We start from the raw sequence: 15,499 nt of genomic DNA on the forward strand, positions 1-15,499 counted from the left end.
TCAGTGCTCCTTCCCCACCGCGCTCTCGTGCCAGCGGCGCAGGGCGAGGTGGGAAACGAGCGAGAGGGCGAGAAAGATCACCACCCCCGCGAGGGAGATGAGGGCGAGCGCCGCGAACATGCGCGGGATCTGCAACTGGTATCCCGCCTCCAGGATGCGGTAGGCGAGGCCGGAGCCCGTGCCGCCCGCCCCCGCCACGAACTCCGCCACGACGGCCCCGATGAGCGACAGCCCGCCCGAGATCCTGAGCCCCGCGAGGAAGAAGGGCATGGCCCAGGGCAGGCGGAGCTGCCACAGCGTCTGCCAGCGGCTCGCGCCGTAGAGGCGGAACAGGTCCGCCAGGTTGCGGTCCGTGCCGTTCAGCCCCGCGGTGGTGTTGGACAGGATGGGGAAGAAGGCGACGATCCAGGCGCAGATCAGCAGCGCCGCCTGGACATTGTCCACCCAGATGATGATGAGCGGCGCGATGGCCACGATCGGCGTCACCTGCAGCATCACGGCCAGCGGCAGGAAGGTCATCTCCATCAGCCGCGACCCGCTGAACAGGAGGGAGAGCCCGACCCCCGTGGTCACCGCCGCGACCAGCGCTAGCGCCGTGACCCGCAGCGTGACGGCGAGGGCGGAGGCGAGGGTGGGCAGGTCCGCCGCCAGCGCACCGCCGATCGCGACCGGCCCCGGCAGGACATAGGGCGGCAGGCCAAGATGCCGCACGGCGATCTCCCACCCGCCGAGGAGGAGGGTGGCCATCAGCAGCGGCGCCAGGATGCGCGGCCAAGCGGCGAGCGGCAGGCCGAGGATGCGCGCCCCCTCCCTCATGCCGCCATCGCCCCCTCCAGCGCGGTCGAGACGGTGCGGCAGAGCGCGGCGTAGTCGGGCGAGGTGCGGAAGGCCTCGTCCCGCGCGCCCGGCGCCTCGACCGGAAGCTCCGCGTGCAGCCGGCCGGGATGGGCGGCCATCACCGCCACGCGCTGCGAGAGATAGACGGATTCGAAGACGGAATGCGTGACGAAGACGGCGGTGAAGCGCCGCTCCCCCCAGAGGCGCAGGAGGTCGTTGTTCAGGCGGAAGCGCGTGATCTCGTCCAGCGCGGCGAAGGGCTCGTCCAGCAGCAGCAGCTCCGGCTCCGTCACCAGGGCGCGGGCGATGGAGACGCGCATCCGCATGCCGCCCGACAGCTCGCGGGGGTAGCTGCCCGCGAAATCGGCCAGCCCCACCAGCTCCAGCATCCGCCGCGCGCGGGCGTGGCGCTCCGCCCTCGCCATGCGGGCCAGCTTCAACGGCAGGGCGACGTTGTCCAGCGCCCGCTGCCAGGGCATCAGCGTCGGCTCCTGGAAGACGAAGCCCAGGCGCGGCGTGCCGCGAGGCCAGTCGATCCGCCCGGCGGAGGGAGGGGTGAGGCCCGCGATCATGCGCAGCACCGTGCTCTTGCCGCAGCCGGAGGGGCCGAGAAGGCTGACGAAGCTCCCGGCGCCGATCTCCAGATCCAGCCCCTGCACGGCGAGCGTGCCGTTCGCGTAGCGCTTGGAGACGCCGCGCAGGCCCACCAGGGGCGGGGCGGCCGTCTCTGGCGTGCTGGCTGCGAGGGCGGTCGGGGGCATCGAGGGGATCTCCCGGCGGATCCTCTCCCTTCGCACAGGCTCCCGGGCTTGCCCATGCCGCCCGCGGCGCGGCGCTTGCTTGCCCCGTCCGGCGGCAATGCCAGAAGGAGAAGGGGATGAGCACGACGCTGGCGGCCCCGCGGCCGCGGGAGATGATGCATCTCGGCACCCGGTCCGATGCGCGCGGCGCGGCGCGGGCGGCGATCCACCTCGCCCTGCTTCTCGGCACGGGCTGGCTCACCGCTGTCGCGCCGGGGGTGCTGGTGCTCCCCGCGATGGTGCTGGCGGGGGCGGTGCAGGCGGCGCTCTTCGCCCCGCTGCACGAGACCTGCCACTACACCGCCTTCCGCTCGCGCCGGGCGAATGCCGTGATCGGCTGGCTCGTGGCGCTGACGGCGCTGCGGAACTGGCACTTCTACCAGGCCTTCCACCTTGCCCATCACCGCCACACCCAGGACCCCGAGCACGACCCCGAGCTCTCCCCGCCGCCGCCGGGCGACCTGCCCGCCCTTCTCGCCCGGGTGGCGGGGGTGACCTACTGGCGCGCGCAGCTCAACGTCTGGGCGCGGGGCTGGCGGGGCGACCTCTCCGCCTATTCCTTCATCCATCCCGCGGCGGCGCCGCGCGTGATCCGCAGCATCCGGGCGGGCTCCGCGCTGACGGTGCTGCTCGTCCTGGCGGCGGGGCTGGGCCTCGGCTGGGGGGCGGTGCTCCTCTTCTGGGCGGGGCCGCAGCTTCTCGGGCAGCCCTTGCTGCGCCTCTATCTCCTCACCGAGCACACGGGCTGCACGGAGGACGCGAACGGGCTGACGAACACCCGAACCATGCTCACCGTCGCGCCCGTGCGGCTGCTGATGTGGGAGATGCCCTTCCATGCGGAGCATCACCTCTACCCCTTCATCCCCTTCCATCGGCTGCGCGATGCCCATGCCCTGCTGCGGGACCGGCTGGGGCAGGTCGGGCCGGGCTATGTGCGCTGGCACCGGGACCACATCCGGGAACTGCGGAAGGCCTCGCCGGGAGGGGCCGGGCCGCGCTAATCCCGGGAGGATGAGCGAGGACCCCAGGCGCCAGGCGCCCGCCGCCGCCCGCAACCGCGAGCCCATCCTCGCGGCGTTGCGGGAGATCCTGCCGCGCCGGGGGCTGGTGCTGGAGATCGCCAGCGGCACGGGCGAGCACGCCGCCCATTTCGCCGCCGCCCTGCCGGAACTCGTCTTCCAGCCGAGCGACCCGGACCCGGATCTGCGCGCGAGCATCGACGCCTGGGCGGCGGGCATGCCGAACGTCCGGCCCGCCATCGCCCTCGATGCCTCGGCCGGGGGCTGGCCGGTCGGGGCGGCGGATGCCGTGCTCTGCATCAACATGATCCACATCGCCCCCTGGGAAGCGGCGCTGGGCCTGTTCCGCGGGACGGCCGCGCTGCTGCCGCCGGGCGGGCCGCTCGTCCTCTACGGTCCCTACCGGCGCGGGGGGCGGCACACCGCGCCGAGCAACGCCGCCTTCGACGACGACCTCCGCCGCCGCAACCCCGCCTGGGGCGTGCGGGCGCTGGAAGCCGTGGCGGAGGCCGCGGGAAGGGAGGGCTTCGGCCCGCCCGAAGTGACGGAGATGCCGGCCAACAACCTTCTCCTCGCCTTCCGGGCGGGGCATCGCGGGGCGGGCTGAGGCGTTTCCCGGAACCAGCCGGAGACCCCGCCCCATGGACCACCGCCTCCACGACTTCCTCCGCGGCGAGGGCCGGGACGGGCGCGGCCGCCGCCTCTCCGACGTGCTGGCCTTCGATGACGACGGGATCGAGGGCGTGCACGACTTCATCCAGTGGCTCTTCCCGTCGCGGGAGGGGAGCCGCGCCGTCCCCGGCTCCCCCGTGCTAGGCGAGGAGGAGGCCGCCGCCATCCGCGCCGACCCGCGGGCGCTGGAGGGCCTGCGCGCCGCGGCGGCCCGCATGGCGCGCTTCTATGTGGAGACGGATGGCTGGCTCGTTCCCTTCGACCACAACCACCTCCGCATCACCCGGATCATCGCCGCCCTGCGGGACCTGCTGGGGAGGGAGGAGGCGGAGGCGTTCCACGCGGCGGTGGCCGCGCGCAACCGGGAGGCGGGCGGGCCGGTGAACGCGGACAGCCTCCGCTACTGGGCGCGGGCCCTGGGGGGATGAGGGCGCGCCATGCCCGTGGATGAGCGCCGGCCCCGCGCCCCGGCACCGGGCTCCATGCTGGCGAGGCTCATCGACGGTCCGATCGCGCCCGGCCACGTGGCCTGGATCGGGCTGCGCCCCGCCCGCCGCGCGCCGATGCGGGCGGTGGAGGAGGCGCTGGCCGAGCCCGGCCAGGGCTTGCAGGGGGACCGGTTCTCCAGCACGCGCAACGGGGCGCGGCAGGTCACGCTGATCTCGCGCGAGGCGCTCCATGCCATCGCGGGCTACCTCTCGCGGGAGGAGATCCTGCCGGAGCGGCTGCGGCGGAACATTGTCACCACCGGGATCAACCTCGCCGCCTTGCACGGACGGCGCTTCCGCCTGGGTGGGGCGCTGCTCGAATGGTCGGGCGAGTGCGCGCCCTGCTCCCGCATGGACGAGGAACTCGGGCCCGGCGGCTACAACGCCGTGCGCGGCCATGGCGGGATCACGGCGCGGGTGCTGTCGGGCGGGGTGATCCGCCTCGGAAACCCGGTGGAGCGGCTGCTCGGAGGGGAGGGGTAGGTGCGCTCAGCCCGCCCGGATCACCCGCGCGCCCTCGGCCGCGAAGGGGGCGCAGGCGGCCTCGGGCGCGTCGGTCACGAGGGTCCAGCCGGGGGGCAGGTCGGCCCAGAAAGGCTGCTCCTCCCGCCCGAGCTTCGAGGCATCGGCCAGCACCACCACCTCCCGCGCCTGGCGCATCATCAGCGACTTCAGCGCCACCTGCTCCATCGTCGCCTCGCAGACGCCGCGGCCGGGCACCACGCCGTCCGCCCCCATGAAGACGCGCGCGGCGGTCACCCCGCGCAGCGCCGCCTCCGCCATGGGCCCGACCGTGCTCACGCTGATCGGCCGCACCGTCCCGCCGAGCACCACCAGCTCCATCCCCGGCGCGCCGGCGAGGACGGGGATGAGGGGAAGGTTCGTCGTCACCACGCGCAGCGACCGCCCGGCGAGGAGCCGCCCGAAGGCCTCCACTGTCGAGCCGCCGTCGAGGATCACCGTCTCTCCCTCGCCGACCAGGCCGAGGGCGGCATGGGCGATCGCGGCCTTGGCGGCGCGGTGCTGGGCCGTGCGCGCGTGCAGGCTCGTCTCATGCGCCGGGGCGAGGATGGCGCCGCCATAGGTGCGCGCGATGGCCCGCCGGGCGGAGAGCGCGTTGAGGTCGCGGCGGATGGTGGAGGCGGAGACGCCGAAGCGCGCGGCCAGCGCGTCCACATCCGCCTCGCCGCCCGCGATCGCGGCGAGCATCTCGTCGTGGCGGCTGCGGCGTCGTTTCATCGGGGAGCCCGGAAGGGGGAGGGGCGGCACGTCCGGTGGATGCGCCGCCCGGTTCCGTCAGGCCGCGGCCAGGCTGCGCTTGGGCGCGAGGTCCACCGCCTGCTTCAGTGCCTCGACGAGCGAGCCCTCGTCGGCGATGCCCTTGCCCGCGATGTCGAAGGCGGTGCCGTGGTCGACCGAGGTGCGGACCACGGGCAGGCCGATGGTGATGTTCACCCCGGCCTCGAGGCCCATCACCTTCACCGGGCCGTGGCCCTGGTCGTGATACATGGCCACCACGAGGTCGAAATCGCCGCGGCCGGCGCGGAAGAAGAGGGTGTCGGCGGGCAGCGGGCCCTGCACGGCCCAGCCATTGGCCTGACACTTCTCGATGGCGGGGATGATCTTCTCCTCCTCCTCGCCCTGGCCGAAGAGGCCGTTCTCGCCAGCATGCGGGTTGATGGCGCAGACGCCGATGCGGGGCTCGGCGATGCCGGCCTTCACCAGCGTCGCGCGGCCGCGCTCGATCACGCGGAAGACGAGGCCCGGCTCGATCTTCCGGATGGCGTCCATCAGGCCGATATGGGTGGTGACGTGGATGACGCGCAGCTTCGGCGCCACCAGCATCATGGACACCTCCGGCGTGCCGGTGAGGTAGGCCAGCATCTCGGTGTGGCCGGGATACTTGTGGCCGGCGGCGTGCAGCGCCTCCTTGCTCAGCGGGGCGGTGCAGATGGCATCCGCCTCGCCGGCCTCCACCAGCCGCGTCGCGCGCTCGATGTAGCGGAAGGCGCCCTCGCCCGAGAGCGGGGAGAGCTGGCCGAAGGGATGGCCGGCGGGGATGATGCCGAGGTCGATGCAGTCCACCGTGCCGCGCTCGTAGCGGGCCTCGGCGGGGGCCTGGATGGCGTTGACCCGGAGGCCGGTCTTCACGATGGCGTCGGCCTCGCGCAGGCGGGTGGCGTCGCCGACCACGAAGGGGCGGCACATCGCGTAGACGTCCTCGCGCGCCAGGGCCTTCATGATGATTTCCGGCCCGATGCCGGAGGCGTCGCCCATGGTGATGGCGACGATGGGGCGCCCGTGGGACGCAGTAGCGTTCTGGCTCATCTCGCGCTTTCCCCTGTGAGGTCCTGTGTCAGGTGGTGCAGCCGCTCGAGGCTGCGGAGGATGGTCTCTTCGTTGCCGAAGGCGCCGGCCTTGGTCATCACCGGCACCTCGATCGCCCCCTGGGTGATGCCGAGCGGCACGCCGGGCTCGACCTCCTCCAGCAGGCGGATCCCGTGCACGCCGAGATGGCTGAGCAGGGCGCAGGCCGTCTCGCCGCCCGTGGCAAAGAGGCCGCCCATGCGGGCGCCTGCGGGGGCGAGCAGTTCCGCCAGCGCCACGGCCAGGGCGGCGCCCCCGGAGAGGTCGGCCACCGAGGCGTCGGTCACCGGCACCAGCGTGTCGCGGCCCGAGGCGAGGCTCCCCGCGATGCGGTTCGCGAGCGGGGCCCAGCGCGGGTCCGCCGGGCCGGCGCGGAGCAGGTCCACCGGCACCTCGATGAGTTCGGCGGCATCCTCGGCCGCCAGATGAGCGGCGGCGGCGCGGGAAGCCTCGGCGATGCTGCCGACCACGATCAGCACGCCGCCGCGGAGGGCGGTGGGCGCGGGCGCGGCGACCGCGCCGCTCTCCGGCAGGGCGGCGGCGAGGGCGGCGGCGATCCCGCCGGAGCCGACCCAGAGGACGCTCTCGGAGAGGGGCAGGCTGGCGCGGGCGAGGGCTTCGAGATCGCCCGGGGCGGCGGCGTCGCAGACCACGGCGTCCAGCCCCTCATCCAGCGCCGAGCGCAGGGCGTGGGCGAGCGGGATTTCGCCCCCGCGCACCAGCTCGAGCGGGATGAGGCGGGCGGAGAGGCCGACCGAGGCCAGCACCTCGGTCAGCAGCGCGCTCTCATAGGTGTGGTCGCGCGCCCAGAGGGGGGTGGTCTCGAGCGGGGCGCCGTTCATGTGCACCCGGCCGCCCTCGGTGGTGCGGCCGGTGGCGGGAAAGGCCGGGGCGAGGATGGCCAGCGCCGGGCGGCCGGATTCGCGGAGCGCGCCGAGGGTGGCGGCCAGCTCGGCGGCGGGCTGGCCGCGCAGGGTGGAGTCGATCTTCTTGATCAACCCCATCCCCGGCGCGTGCCGGGCACGCAGCAGGGCGGCATGGCGGGCACCGGCCCCCTCCGGGGAGAGGCGGCGGCTGTCGGCGTCGATGGCCAGCACCTCGGTGGCGGAGGCCGCCTCCGCCCCGTGCCAGCCGACCGAGGCCTCCAGCCCGCGGCGGGCGAAGGCGATGCCGCAATCGGCGGCACCGGTCAGGTCGTCGGCGAGGATGAGCCAGTTGCGCGTCATGCCGTCCCCGCCCTCAGGCCGTGGTGTTCAGGCGCGCGGGGCCGACGCGGCGCGCGACCCAGGCCGTCACGGGCGGGACGAGAATGGCGGTGACGATGACGCAGGCCGAGACGAGGATGGTGGCGGCCGGGGCGGCCTCCGCATAGGCGGGGTTGTTGGCCGCGACGATGGCGGGCACCGCCGCCGCATTGCCGGCGGTGGAAGCCGCCGCGACGCCCGCGACACCCGAGCCGCCGATCGCGCGGTCCGCCAGGAAGAGGGCGAGGCCGGTGATCACGACCACCGCGACGCCGAGGCCGAGCCCGAGCAGCCCCGCCTGCCACACCTTCGTCAGGTCCAGCCCCGCGCCGAGGGCGAAGGCGAAGAAGGGGATCATCACCGGGATGGCGCGGCTGAGGAAGTCGCGCATCTCGCGGTCCAGGTTGCCGATGATCATGCCGACGAGGAGCGGCAGGATGGCGCCGACCAGGACCGGCCAGTCGAAGGCGGAGAGCCCGGCCACGCCGAGGGTGACCATGGTGAGGAAGGGGCCGGACTCGAGCGTCATCACCGTGTAGGCGCCGACGTCGCGCGGCTCGCCGTACTGGCCCATCAGCGCCATGTAGAGGCCGCCGTTGGTGTCGTTCATGGCGGCGACGATGGCGAGGGTGGAGAGGCCGGCGAAGATGCCGGCGGCCACCGGGGCCTCTCCCAGGAACTGGCCGACGACGATGCCGAGCAGGGCGGCGATGCCGACCTTCGTGGCGAGCAGCGTGCCGCCCTTCTTCAGGATGTAGGGGGTCGCCTTGAAGTCGATACTCGCGCCCATGCAGACGTAGAACACGGCGAGGATGGGAAGGGCGCCGGTGAAGAGCGCGCCGGTGAAGGAGCCGAAGAACTTCGGCGTGGTCGGGAAGAGGGTGGCGATGATGGCGCCAAGGGCGAGGGGGACGACCATCATGCCGCCGGGCACTCTCTCGATGGCGCGCTTGATCGGGATCTGCATCAGGGTCTCCTCCCCAGGGGGACCGGGCTGATCGCCCGGCGGGGCTGTGGAATGCCCGCGCTGCTTCTGCGCCGGCGGGCATGAAGTCAACGAAATTTTGCGCGAAACGCGCATTATTCGGTGGCTTCGGGCAGCTTGGCGAGGAGGGGAAGTATTTTAACCCCCGTCGCGACCTCGTGTGGGCGGCGTTGAGCCTTGCCCCTCGACATTTCTGCGCGCTTCGCGCAATAGCCCGGAGCAATCTGGTCATGTATATGACTGCCCGGGCGGCTCGCGCGCTGCCGAACAGGGGAGGAAGGCCTGGAAACCGCAGCCCGGCCCTTCCTGCCCGCAGGACGGGGATGAACCACGTCATGAGCCTCTCCCTCGCCGAGGACGCCTCCCTGGTGGACGAGCTGGCCGCCATTACCGGCCGCCAGCACGTGATCCCCGCCGATGACGACCACGAGCCCTATGTGGTGGACTGGCGCGGCCGCTACCGCGGCAGGGCCGCGGCCGTGGTGAAGCCGGCCAGCACCGCCGAGGTCGCCGAGGTCGTGCGGCTCTGCGCCCGCCATGGCGTGGCGATCGTGCCGCAGGGCGGCAACACCGGCATGTGCGGCGCGGCGACCCCCGGCGCCGACGGGCGCAGCGTCGTGCTGCGGCTGGATCGGCTGAACCGCATCCGCTCCGTCTCGGCGCTGGCCAACTCCATCACGGTGGAGGCCGGCTGCATCCTCCAGACGATCCAGGAGGCCGCGGCCGGGGTGGACCGGCTCTTCCCCCTCTCCCTCGGCGCGGAGGGGAGCTGCCAGATCGGCGGCAACATCGCCACCAATGCCGGCGGCACCGCCGTGCTGCGCTACGGCAACACGCGCGAGCTGGTGCTCGGGCTGGAGGTGGTGCTGCCCGACGGCACGGTGCTGGACCGCCTCCACGCGCTGCGCAAGAACTCATCGGGCTACGACCTGAAGCAGCTCTTCATCGGGGCCGAGGGCACGCTCGGCATCGTCACCGCCGCCTCCCTCAAGCTCTTCCCCCGGCCCCGCGCCTCGGCCCTGGCCATGGTGGCGCTGCCCGAGATCGAGGCGGCGCTGGAGCTGATGGGGCGCCTGCGCGGCACGGTGGGCGACCGCCTCGCGAGCCTGGAGGCGATGTCGCGCGGGCAGATCGAGGTGATCGCCGAGCACGTGCCGGACGTCTCCATCCCCTTCGCGCTGGACGCGCCCTGGTACCTGCTGATCGAGCTGACCGACACGCTCGCCGGCACCGATCTCCGCGCGCCGCTGGAGGAGGTGCTGGGCGCCGCCTTCGAGGAAGGACTAGTGGTGGACGCGGTGATCGCCGAGAGCGGGGCCCAGGCCGAGGCGCTGTGGAAGATCCGCCACTCCGTCTCCGAGGGCAGCAAGCGCGCGGGCTACGTGGTCAGCCACGACAGCGTCGTGCCGCTGGAGAACCAGGCGCTCTTCGCCCGCAACGTCGAGCGCCGCATCCTGGAGGAGGTGCCCGACGCGCGCGTGGTGATGCACGGGCATATCGGCGACGGCAACATCCACGTCCTCGCCATCCTCGACGCCGCATGCTTCCCCGACGCGGCCATGGCGGCCCCCGTCGCGCTGCGCATCAACTCGGTGGTGGACGACGAGACCGCCGCGCTGGGCGGGGTGATCAGCGCCGAGCACGGCATCGGCCTCAGCAACCGCGCGCGGCTCGGCCGCGTGACGAACCCCGCCGAGATCGCGCTGATGCGGCGCATCAAGGCGCTGCTCGATCCCGCCGGGCTGATGAATCCCGGCAAGGTCCTTCCCCCCGAGGCCTGAACGGCCCGCCCTTTCTTCTGAGAGAGAACCGCCTGATGAACCGCCGCACGCTTCTCGGGACCGCGCTCGGCTCGGCGCTCGCCCTGCCCACCATCGCCCCCTCCTCGGCACGGGCGCAGGGCGCCTGGCCGACGCGCCCCGTGCGCCTGATCGTGCCCTATCCGCCGGGCGGCGCGACGGACGTGATCGCGCGCGTCTATGCCGACCACATGAGCCAGACCCTGGGCCAGCCGGTGGTGATCGAGAACCGCCCGGGCGCGAGCGGCAACATCGGCATCGACGCCGTGGCGAAGGCGGCGGGGGACGGCTACGTCATCGGCGCCGGCACGGTCAGCAACTTCTCGATCAACCAGTACCTCTACAAGTCCGTTCCCTACGACATCGAGAAGGACCTCCGCCCGATCGCGCTGGCCTGGGAGTTCCCCAACATCGCCGTCGTCGCGCCGGGCAAGGTGCAGGCGAAGACGCTGCCTGAGTTCATCGCCTGGGCAAAGGGCAAGCGCGGCGGCATCACCTACGGCTCCACCGGCGTGGGCACGACGACGCATCTCTCCTCCGCCATGCTGTTCAGCCGCCTGGGCATCGAGGCGGTGCACGTGCCCTATCGCGGCGCGGCGCAGATCCAGCCGGCGCTGCTGAGCGGCGACATCGACTTCGCGATCGACGGTGTCGCCTCCTACCAGGCGCTGGTCGAGGCCGGGCAGATCCGCGCGCTGGCCGTGACGAGCGCCGAGCGCTGGCCGACCCTGCCGGGGGTGCCGACCATGGCCGAGGGCGGGATCAACGACTTCGTCGTCACCGTCTGGGGCGGCTTCGTGGCCCCGGCCAGCACGCCCGACTCCGTGGTGGAGAAGCTGAACGCCGCGCTGAAGGCGACGGTGGATGACGCCTCCCAGCGCGAGCGCTTCGCCCGCGTCGGCGCCAAGCCGATCTGGACCACGGCGGCCGACGCCGCCGCCCGCGCCGCGAGGGAGCGGCCGATGTGGCGCGAGACGATCGAGAGGTCCGGCGCCTCGGCGGACTAGGCTTCCTCCGCGACGGGGAGCTGAGCCCCGCGGCCGGTCCCGGTTGCCGCCGGGGCCGGCCCATGTTCCCCTTCCCGCCATGGCCCCCGCGAAGCGCGCCTCCCGCATGCCCGGCGAGGGCGGCCCCCGGCTGAGCATCCGCCTCGATCTCGGGGAAGGCCTGCGGATCGGCCCGGGCAAGGTGCGGCTGCTGGAGGAGATCGGCCGCGCCGGCTCGATCTCCGCCGCCGGGCGGGCGCTGGGCATGTCCTACCGCCGCGCCTGGGAGCTGGTGGAGGCCCTGAACACCGGCCTCGGCGCCCCCGTGGCCGAGACGGCCGCCGGCGGCGCGGGCGGCGGCGGGGCGCGGTTGACGGCGCTCGGCGAGGCGGTGGTGCGGACCTATCGCGGGATCGAGGCCGAGGCGAATGCCGGGGCGGCGGAGCGCCTGGCGGCGCTGGCCCGGCGCGGCGGCTGAGCCCTCGCGCCGATGCGATCCGGGACGGGCCTTGTTTCGGCCCCCCCGGGGCGCGATCTGCCGGGGATCATGAGCATTTCGCACGACGACACGGTCGAGGCAGCCCGCGAGGGAGGAGCGATCCGCTTCCCCTTCGACAACAGCTATGCCCGCCTGCCAGACCGGTTCCGCGCCCGGCTGGACCCGACGCCCGTGGCGGCGCCGCGCCTGCTGAAGCTGAACACGGCCCTGGCGGAGCGGCTGGGCCTCGACCCCGCCGCGCTCGCCTCGCCGGAGGGGGTGGAGATCCTCGCCGGCAACCGCGTGGCCGAGGGGTCGGAGCCCGTCGCCACCGTCTATGCCGGCCACCAGTTCGGCAATTTCGTGCCCCGCCTCGGCGACGGCCGCGCCATCCTGCTGGGCGAGGTCGTGGCCCCGGATGGCAAGCGCTTCGACGTGCAGCTCAAGGGTTCCGGCCGCACCCCCTTCTCCCGCGGGGGCGACGGGCGCGCGGCGCTGGGGCCGGTGCTGCGCGAGTACCTGGTCAGCGAGGCCATGGCGGCCCTCGGCGTGCCGACCACCCGCGCGCTCGCCGCGGTTGCCACGGGCGAGACGGTGCTGCGCGAGACGCCCCTGGCCGGCGCGGTGCTCACCCGCGTGGCCTCCAGCCATATCCGCGTCGGCACCTTTGCCTATTTCGCCGCACGGGAGGACGGGGAGGGGCTGCGGATCCTCGCCGACCATACCATCGCCCGGCACTATCCCGAGGCGGCCGGGGCGCCGAACCCCTATCGTGCGCTGCTGGACGGGGTGGTGGCGCGACAGGCCGCGCTCGTCGCGCGCTGGATGGGCATCGGCTTCATCCACGGCGTGATGAACACCGACAACACCTCGATCTCCGGCGAGACGATCGATTACGGCCCCTGCGCCTTCATGGACGCCTACGACCCCGCGACGGTGTTCAGCTCCATCGACCAGTTCGGCCGCTACGCCTATGGCAACCAGCCCCGGATCATGCAGTGGAACCTCGCCCGGCTGGCCGAGGCCGTGCTGCCCCTGCTCGCGGAGACGGAGGAGGCGGCCCTCGCCTCCGCCAACGAGGCGCTAGCCGGCTTCGCCCCCGCCTTCGAGGCCGCCTATCTCGGCGGGCTGCGCGCGAAGATCGGCCTGCCGGGCGAGCGCGCGGGCGACGCGGCCCTCGCCGGGGAGCTGCTGAAGGTCATGGCGGAGAACGGGGCCGATTTCACCCTCACCTTCCGCCGCCTCTGCCGCGCCGCCGAGGACCCGGAGGGCGATGCCGCCGTGCGGGCCCTCTTCGCCGATCCCGCGGGTTATGACGCCTGGGCCACGGGCTGGCGCGCGCGGCTGGCCGAGGAGGGCGGTGACCCCGCCGCCCGCGCCGCGGCCATGCGCGCCGTGAACCCCGCCGTGATCCCGCGCAACCACCTCGTCGAGGCGGCGCTGGCCGCCGCGCGGGGGGACGATCTCGGCCCCTTCGAGGCGCTGCTCGACAGCCTCTCGCGCCCCTATGAGAACCAGCCCGGCGCGGACGAGCCGCCCGCACCGCCGGAGAGCCCCTACATGACCTTCTGCGGCACCTGAACGGGCGGCTTGCCCTGCCGCGCCGGGGCTGGAAGGCTGGCACCCCCTTCCACCACGAGGCGGAGCCCCGATGGGAAGCTGGAGCGCTGACGCCGGCGGGCAGCGCCATGTTTTCGATGGCCTGCCCCATCTCCTCGCCGCCGCCTCGCCGCGCCGGTCCGGCGACGAACTGGCCGGGATCGCGGCGGGGAGTGATGCGGAGCGCGTGGCGGCCCGCTTTGCCCTCGCGGACCTGCCGCTCCGCGCCTTCCTGTCGGAAACCGTCATCCCCTACGAGGCGGACGAGGTCACGCGCCTCATCCTCGACACGCATGACGCTGCCGCCTTCGCGCCCGTCGCGCATCTGACGGTCGGTGGGCTGCGCGACTGGCTGCTCTCCCACGAGGCCGATGCCGCGGCCCTGGCCGCGCTCTCCCCCGGCCTCACGCCGGAGATGGTGGCCGCCGTCTCCAAGCTCATGCGGAACCAGGACCTCATCGCGGTCGCGCGCAAGCGCCGCGTCGTCACCTCCTTCCGCTCCACGCTCGGGCTGGAGGGGCGGCTGGCCACGCGGCTGCAGCCGAACCATCCGACCGACGATCCTCGAGGCATCGCGGCCTCCACGCTGGACGGGCTGCTGAACGGCTCGGGCGACGCGGTGATCGGCGTGAACCCGGCGAGCGACAGCGTGCCCAACGCAATGGCCCTGCTGGAGATGCTGGACGGGCTGCGCGAGCGCTACGCCATCCCCACCCAGACCTGCGTGCTGACGCATGTGACGAACGCGATCGAGATCATGCGGCGCGGCGCGCCCGTCGATCTCGTCTTCCAGTCCGTCGCCGGCACGGAGGGCGCCAATCGCGGCTTCGGCGTGGACCTCTCCATCCTGCGCGAGGCGCATGACGCGGCGCTCTCCCTCGGGCGCGGCGGACCCTCGGGCGAGGTGATGTATTTCGAGACGGGACAGGGCAGCGCCCTCTCGGCCGAGGCGCATCACGGCGTGGACCAGCAGACGCTGGAGGCGCGCGCCTACGCCGTCTGCCGCGCCTTCCGCCCGCTGCTGGTGAACACGGTGGTCGGCTTCATCGGCCCCGAATACCTGTACGACGGCAAGCAGATCATCCGCGCGGGGCTGGAGGACCATTTCTGCGGCAAGCTGCTCGGCCTGCCGATGGGGGTGGATGTCTGCTACACCAACCATGCCGAGGCCGATGGCGACGACATGGACGGGCTGATGACCCTTCTCGCCGTCGCGGGCGTGCACTTCCTCATCTGCGTGCCCGGCGCGGACGACATCATGCTGAACTACCAGAGCCTTTCCTTCCACGACGTGCTCGCCCTGCGCACGGTGCTCGGCCTGCGCCCCGCGCCGGAATTCGAGGCGTGGCTGGAGCGCATGGGCATTGCACGGCCCGACGGGGCCATCCGCCCGCCGGAGCTGGCCGCCTCCCGCCTGCTCTCCCTTGCCCGGGAGGCCGGCGGTGGCTGAGGCGCCCACGCTGGACCCCTGGGCGCGGCTGCGCGCCGCGACCCGCGCCCGGATCGGCCTTGGCGGCGCGGGCGATGCGCTGCCGCTGCGGGAGGTGTTGGGCTTCCAGATGGCCCATGCCCTGGCCCGCGACGCCGTGCACGCGCCGCTCGACGTGGCGGCGCTGGAAGCGGCGCTGCACCCGCATCCCGTGCTGCGCGCACGCAGCATGGCGCCCGATCGCGGAACCTATCTCCGCCGCCCCGATCTCGGCCGCCGGCTGCAGGAGATGGAGGAGCCGCCGGCCGGCCCCTTCGACGTCGCCTTCGTGCTGGCGGACGGCCTCTCCGCCACGGCCGTTCAGCGACACGCGGCGCCAGTCCTCCATGCCTGCCTCGCGCGCCTGCCGGGATGGCGCGTCGCCCCGGCCGTGATTGCGACCGAGGGGCGGGTGGCGTTGGGCGACGAGATCGGGGCGCGGCTCGGCGCCCGGCTCGTGGCCGTGCTGATCGGGGAGCGGCCGGGGCTGAGCGTGCCGGACAGCCTCGGCATCTATCTCACCTTCGACCCGCGCCCGGGGCGGCGGGATTCCGAGCGCAACTGCATCTCCAACATCCACGCGGTCGGCGGGCTGAGCCCCGAGCCGGCCGCGGCCAAGCTCGCCTGGCTCATGCGGGAGGCGCTCACGCGCAAGCTGACCGGCACGGGGCTGAAGGACGATACCGATCCCGCGGCCCTCGCCGCGCCGGCCCCGCCGCCCGGGCCCTAGTTCCGCACCAGCCCGCCGCTCATCAGG

16 protein-coding genes are annotated in these 15,499 nt (G+C 73.6%); 10 read left to right on the forward strand and 6 right to left on the reverse strand.

Annotation, left to right across the window (positions count from 1 at the left end; genetic code table 11):
* Together FHS87_RS15310 and FHS87_RS15315 are read right to left on the reverse strand one after the other, a co-directional pair.
* Entirely contained in the window at positions 1 to 816 is an 816-nt protein-coding gene (locus tag FHS87_RS15310; protein ID WP_184520207.1) for an ABC transporter permease, read from the reverse strand.
* Positions 813 to 1,598, reverse strand: coding sequence for an ABC transporter ATP-binding protein (locus FHS87_RS15315; RefSeq protein ID WP_184520209.1), 786 nt, complete (start codon positions 1,596 to 1,598; stop codon positions 813 to 815). Before FHS87_RS15315 ends, FHS87_RS15310 begins: the two co-directional genes overlap by 4 nt.
* Positions 1,599 to 1,714: 116 nt before the next feature.
* Between FHS87_RS15315 and FHS87_RS15320 the strand changes: the two genes are divergently transcribed.
* From FHS87_RS15320 to FHS87_RS15335, 4 genes are read left to right on the forward strand one after another with little or no spacing between them, the layout of a single operon-like run.
* Positions 1,715 to 2,638 (forward strand): fatty acid desaturase, encoded by a 924-nt coding sequence (locus tag FHS87_RS15320; RefSeq protein WP_184520212.1) that lies wholly within the window; start codon positions 1,715 to 1,717, stop codon positions 2,636 to 2,638.
* Between the two features lie 10 nt (positions 2,639 to 2,648).
* The gene (locus FHS87_RS15325) at positions 2,649 to 3,263 is read left to right on the forward strand and encodes a DUF938 domain-containing protein (RefSeq protein WP_184520215.1); all 615 of its coding nucleotides are present in this window, start codon (positions 2,649 to 2,651) and stop codon (positions 3,261 to 3,263) included.
* 34 nt (positions 3,264 to 3,297) lie between these two features.
* The gene (locus FHS87_RS15330) at positions 3,298 to 3,756 is read left to right on the forward strand and encodes an opioid growth factor receptor-related protein (protein ID WP_184520218.1); all 459 of its coding nucleotides are present in this window, start codon (positions 3,298 to 3,300) and stop codon (positions 3,754 to 3,756) included.
* Positions 3,757 to 3,765: 9 nt separating this feature from the next.
* Positions 3,766 to 4,299, forward strand: a complete 534-nt coding sequence (locus FHS87_RS15335; RefSeq protein ID WP_184520221.1) for an MOSC domain-containing protein — start codon at positions 3,766 to 3,768, stop codon at positions 4,297 to 4,299.
* Positions 4,300 to 4,305: 6 nt separating this feature from the next.
* On the opposite strand, the gene FHS87_RS15340 is transcribed toward FHS87_RS15335, so the two are convergent.
* Genes FHS87_RS15340 through FHS87_RS15355 form a run of 4 tightly spaced genes read right to left on the reverse strand, consistent with a single transcriptional unit; the run spans position 4,306 to position 8,394 of the window.
* Positions 4,306 to 5,055 carry a DeoR/GlpR family DNA-binding transcription regulator gene (locus FHS87_RS15340; RefSeq protein WP_184520224.1) on the reverse strand — a complete coding sequence of 250 codons (750 nt, stop codon included), beginning with the start codon at positions 5,053 to 5,055 and terminating at the stop codon, positions 4,306 to 4,308.
* Positions 5,056 to 5,112: 57 nt separating this feature from the next.
* Positions 5,113 to 6,144 (reverse strand): 4-hydroxythreonine-4-phosphate dehydrogenase PdxA, encoded by a 1,032-nt coding sequence (pdxA, locus tag FHS87_RS15345; protein ID WP_184520227.1) that lies wholly within the window; start codon positions 6,142 to 6,144, stop codon positions 5,113 to 5,115.
* Positions 6,141 to 7,409 carry a four-carbon acid sugar kinase family protein gene (locus FHS87_RS15350; protein ID WP_184520231.1) on the reverse strand — a complete coding sequence of 423 codons (1,269 nt, stop codon included), beginning with the start codon at positions 7,407 to 7,409 and terminating at the stop codon, positions 6,141 to 6,143. The genes pdxA and FHS87_RS15350 overlap by 4 nt, the downstream gene beginning before the upstream one ends.
* A gap of 13 nt (positions 7,410 to 7,422) precedes the next feature.
* Complete coding sequence (locus FHS87_RS15355; RefSeq protein ID WP_184520233.1) at positions 7,423 to 8,394, reverse strand: 2-keto-3-deoxygluconate permease; 972 nt, start codon at positions 8,392 to 8,394, stop codon at positions 7,423 to 7,425.
* Positions 8,395 to 8,735: 341 nt separating this feature from the next.
* Between FHS87_RS15355 and FHS87_RS15360 the strand changes: the two genes are divergently transcribed.
* The 6 genes from FHS87_RS15360 (at position 8,736) to eutC (ending at position 15,472) form a co-directional block, all read left to right on the forward strand.
* Positions 8,736 to 10,193, forward strand: coding sequence for an FAD-binding oxidoreductase (locus tag FHS87_RS15360; protein WP_246418441.1), 1,458 nt, complete (start codon positions 8,736 to 8,738; stop codon positions 10,191 to 10,193).
* A 35-nt stretch (positions 10,194 to 10,228) separates the two neighbouring features.
* Positions 10,229 to 11,218, forward strand: a complete 990-nt coding sequence (locus tag FHS87_RS15365) for a Bug family tripartite tricarboxylate transporter substrate binding protein (RefSeq protein WP_184520235.1) — start codon at positions 10,229 to 10,231, stop codon at positions 11,216 to 11,218.
* Positions 11,219 to 11,297: 79 nt separating this feature from the next.
* Positions 11,298 to 11,675 (forward strand): winged helix-turn-helix domain-containing protein, encoded by a 378-nt coding sequence (locus tag FHS87_RS15370; protein ID WP_221299965.1) that lies wholly within the window; start codon positions 11,298 to 11,300, stop codon positions 11,673 to 11,675.
* Between the two features lie 69 nt (positions 11,676 to 11,744).
* Positions 11,745 to 13,256 carry a protein adenylyltransferase SelO gene (locus FHS87_RS15375; RefSeq protein WP_184520237.1) on the forward strand — a complete coding sequence of 504 codons (1,512 nt, stop codon included), beginning with the start codon at positions 11,745 to 11,747 and terminating at the stop codon, positions 13,254 to 13,256.
* 70 nt (positions 13,257 to 13,326) lie between these two features.
* Positions 13,327 to 14,724 (forward strand): ethanolamine ammonia-lyase subunit EutB, encoded by a 1,398-nt coding sequence (locus FHS87_RS15380; protein ID WP_184520239.1) that lies wholly within the window; start codon positions 13,327 to 13,329, stop codon positions 14,722 to 14,724.
* A complete protein-coding gene (gene eutC, locus FHS87_RS15385; RefSeq protein WP_184520241.1) occupies positions 14,717 to 15,472 on the forward strand; it encodes an ethanolamine ammonia-lyase subunit EutC in 756 nt (251 codons plus the stop codon). Before FHS87_RS15380 ends, eutC begins: the two co-directional genes overlap by 8 nt.
* Positions 15,473 to 15,499: the final 27 nt, after the last annotated feature.

It is taken from the genome of Muricoccus pecuniae, from assembly GCF_014199205.1.
GTDB lineage: Bacteria > Pseudomonadota > Alphaproteobacteria > Acetobacterales > Acetobacteraceae > Roseomonas > Roseomonas pecuniae.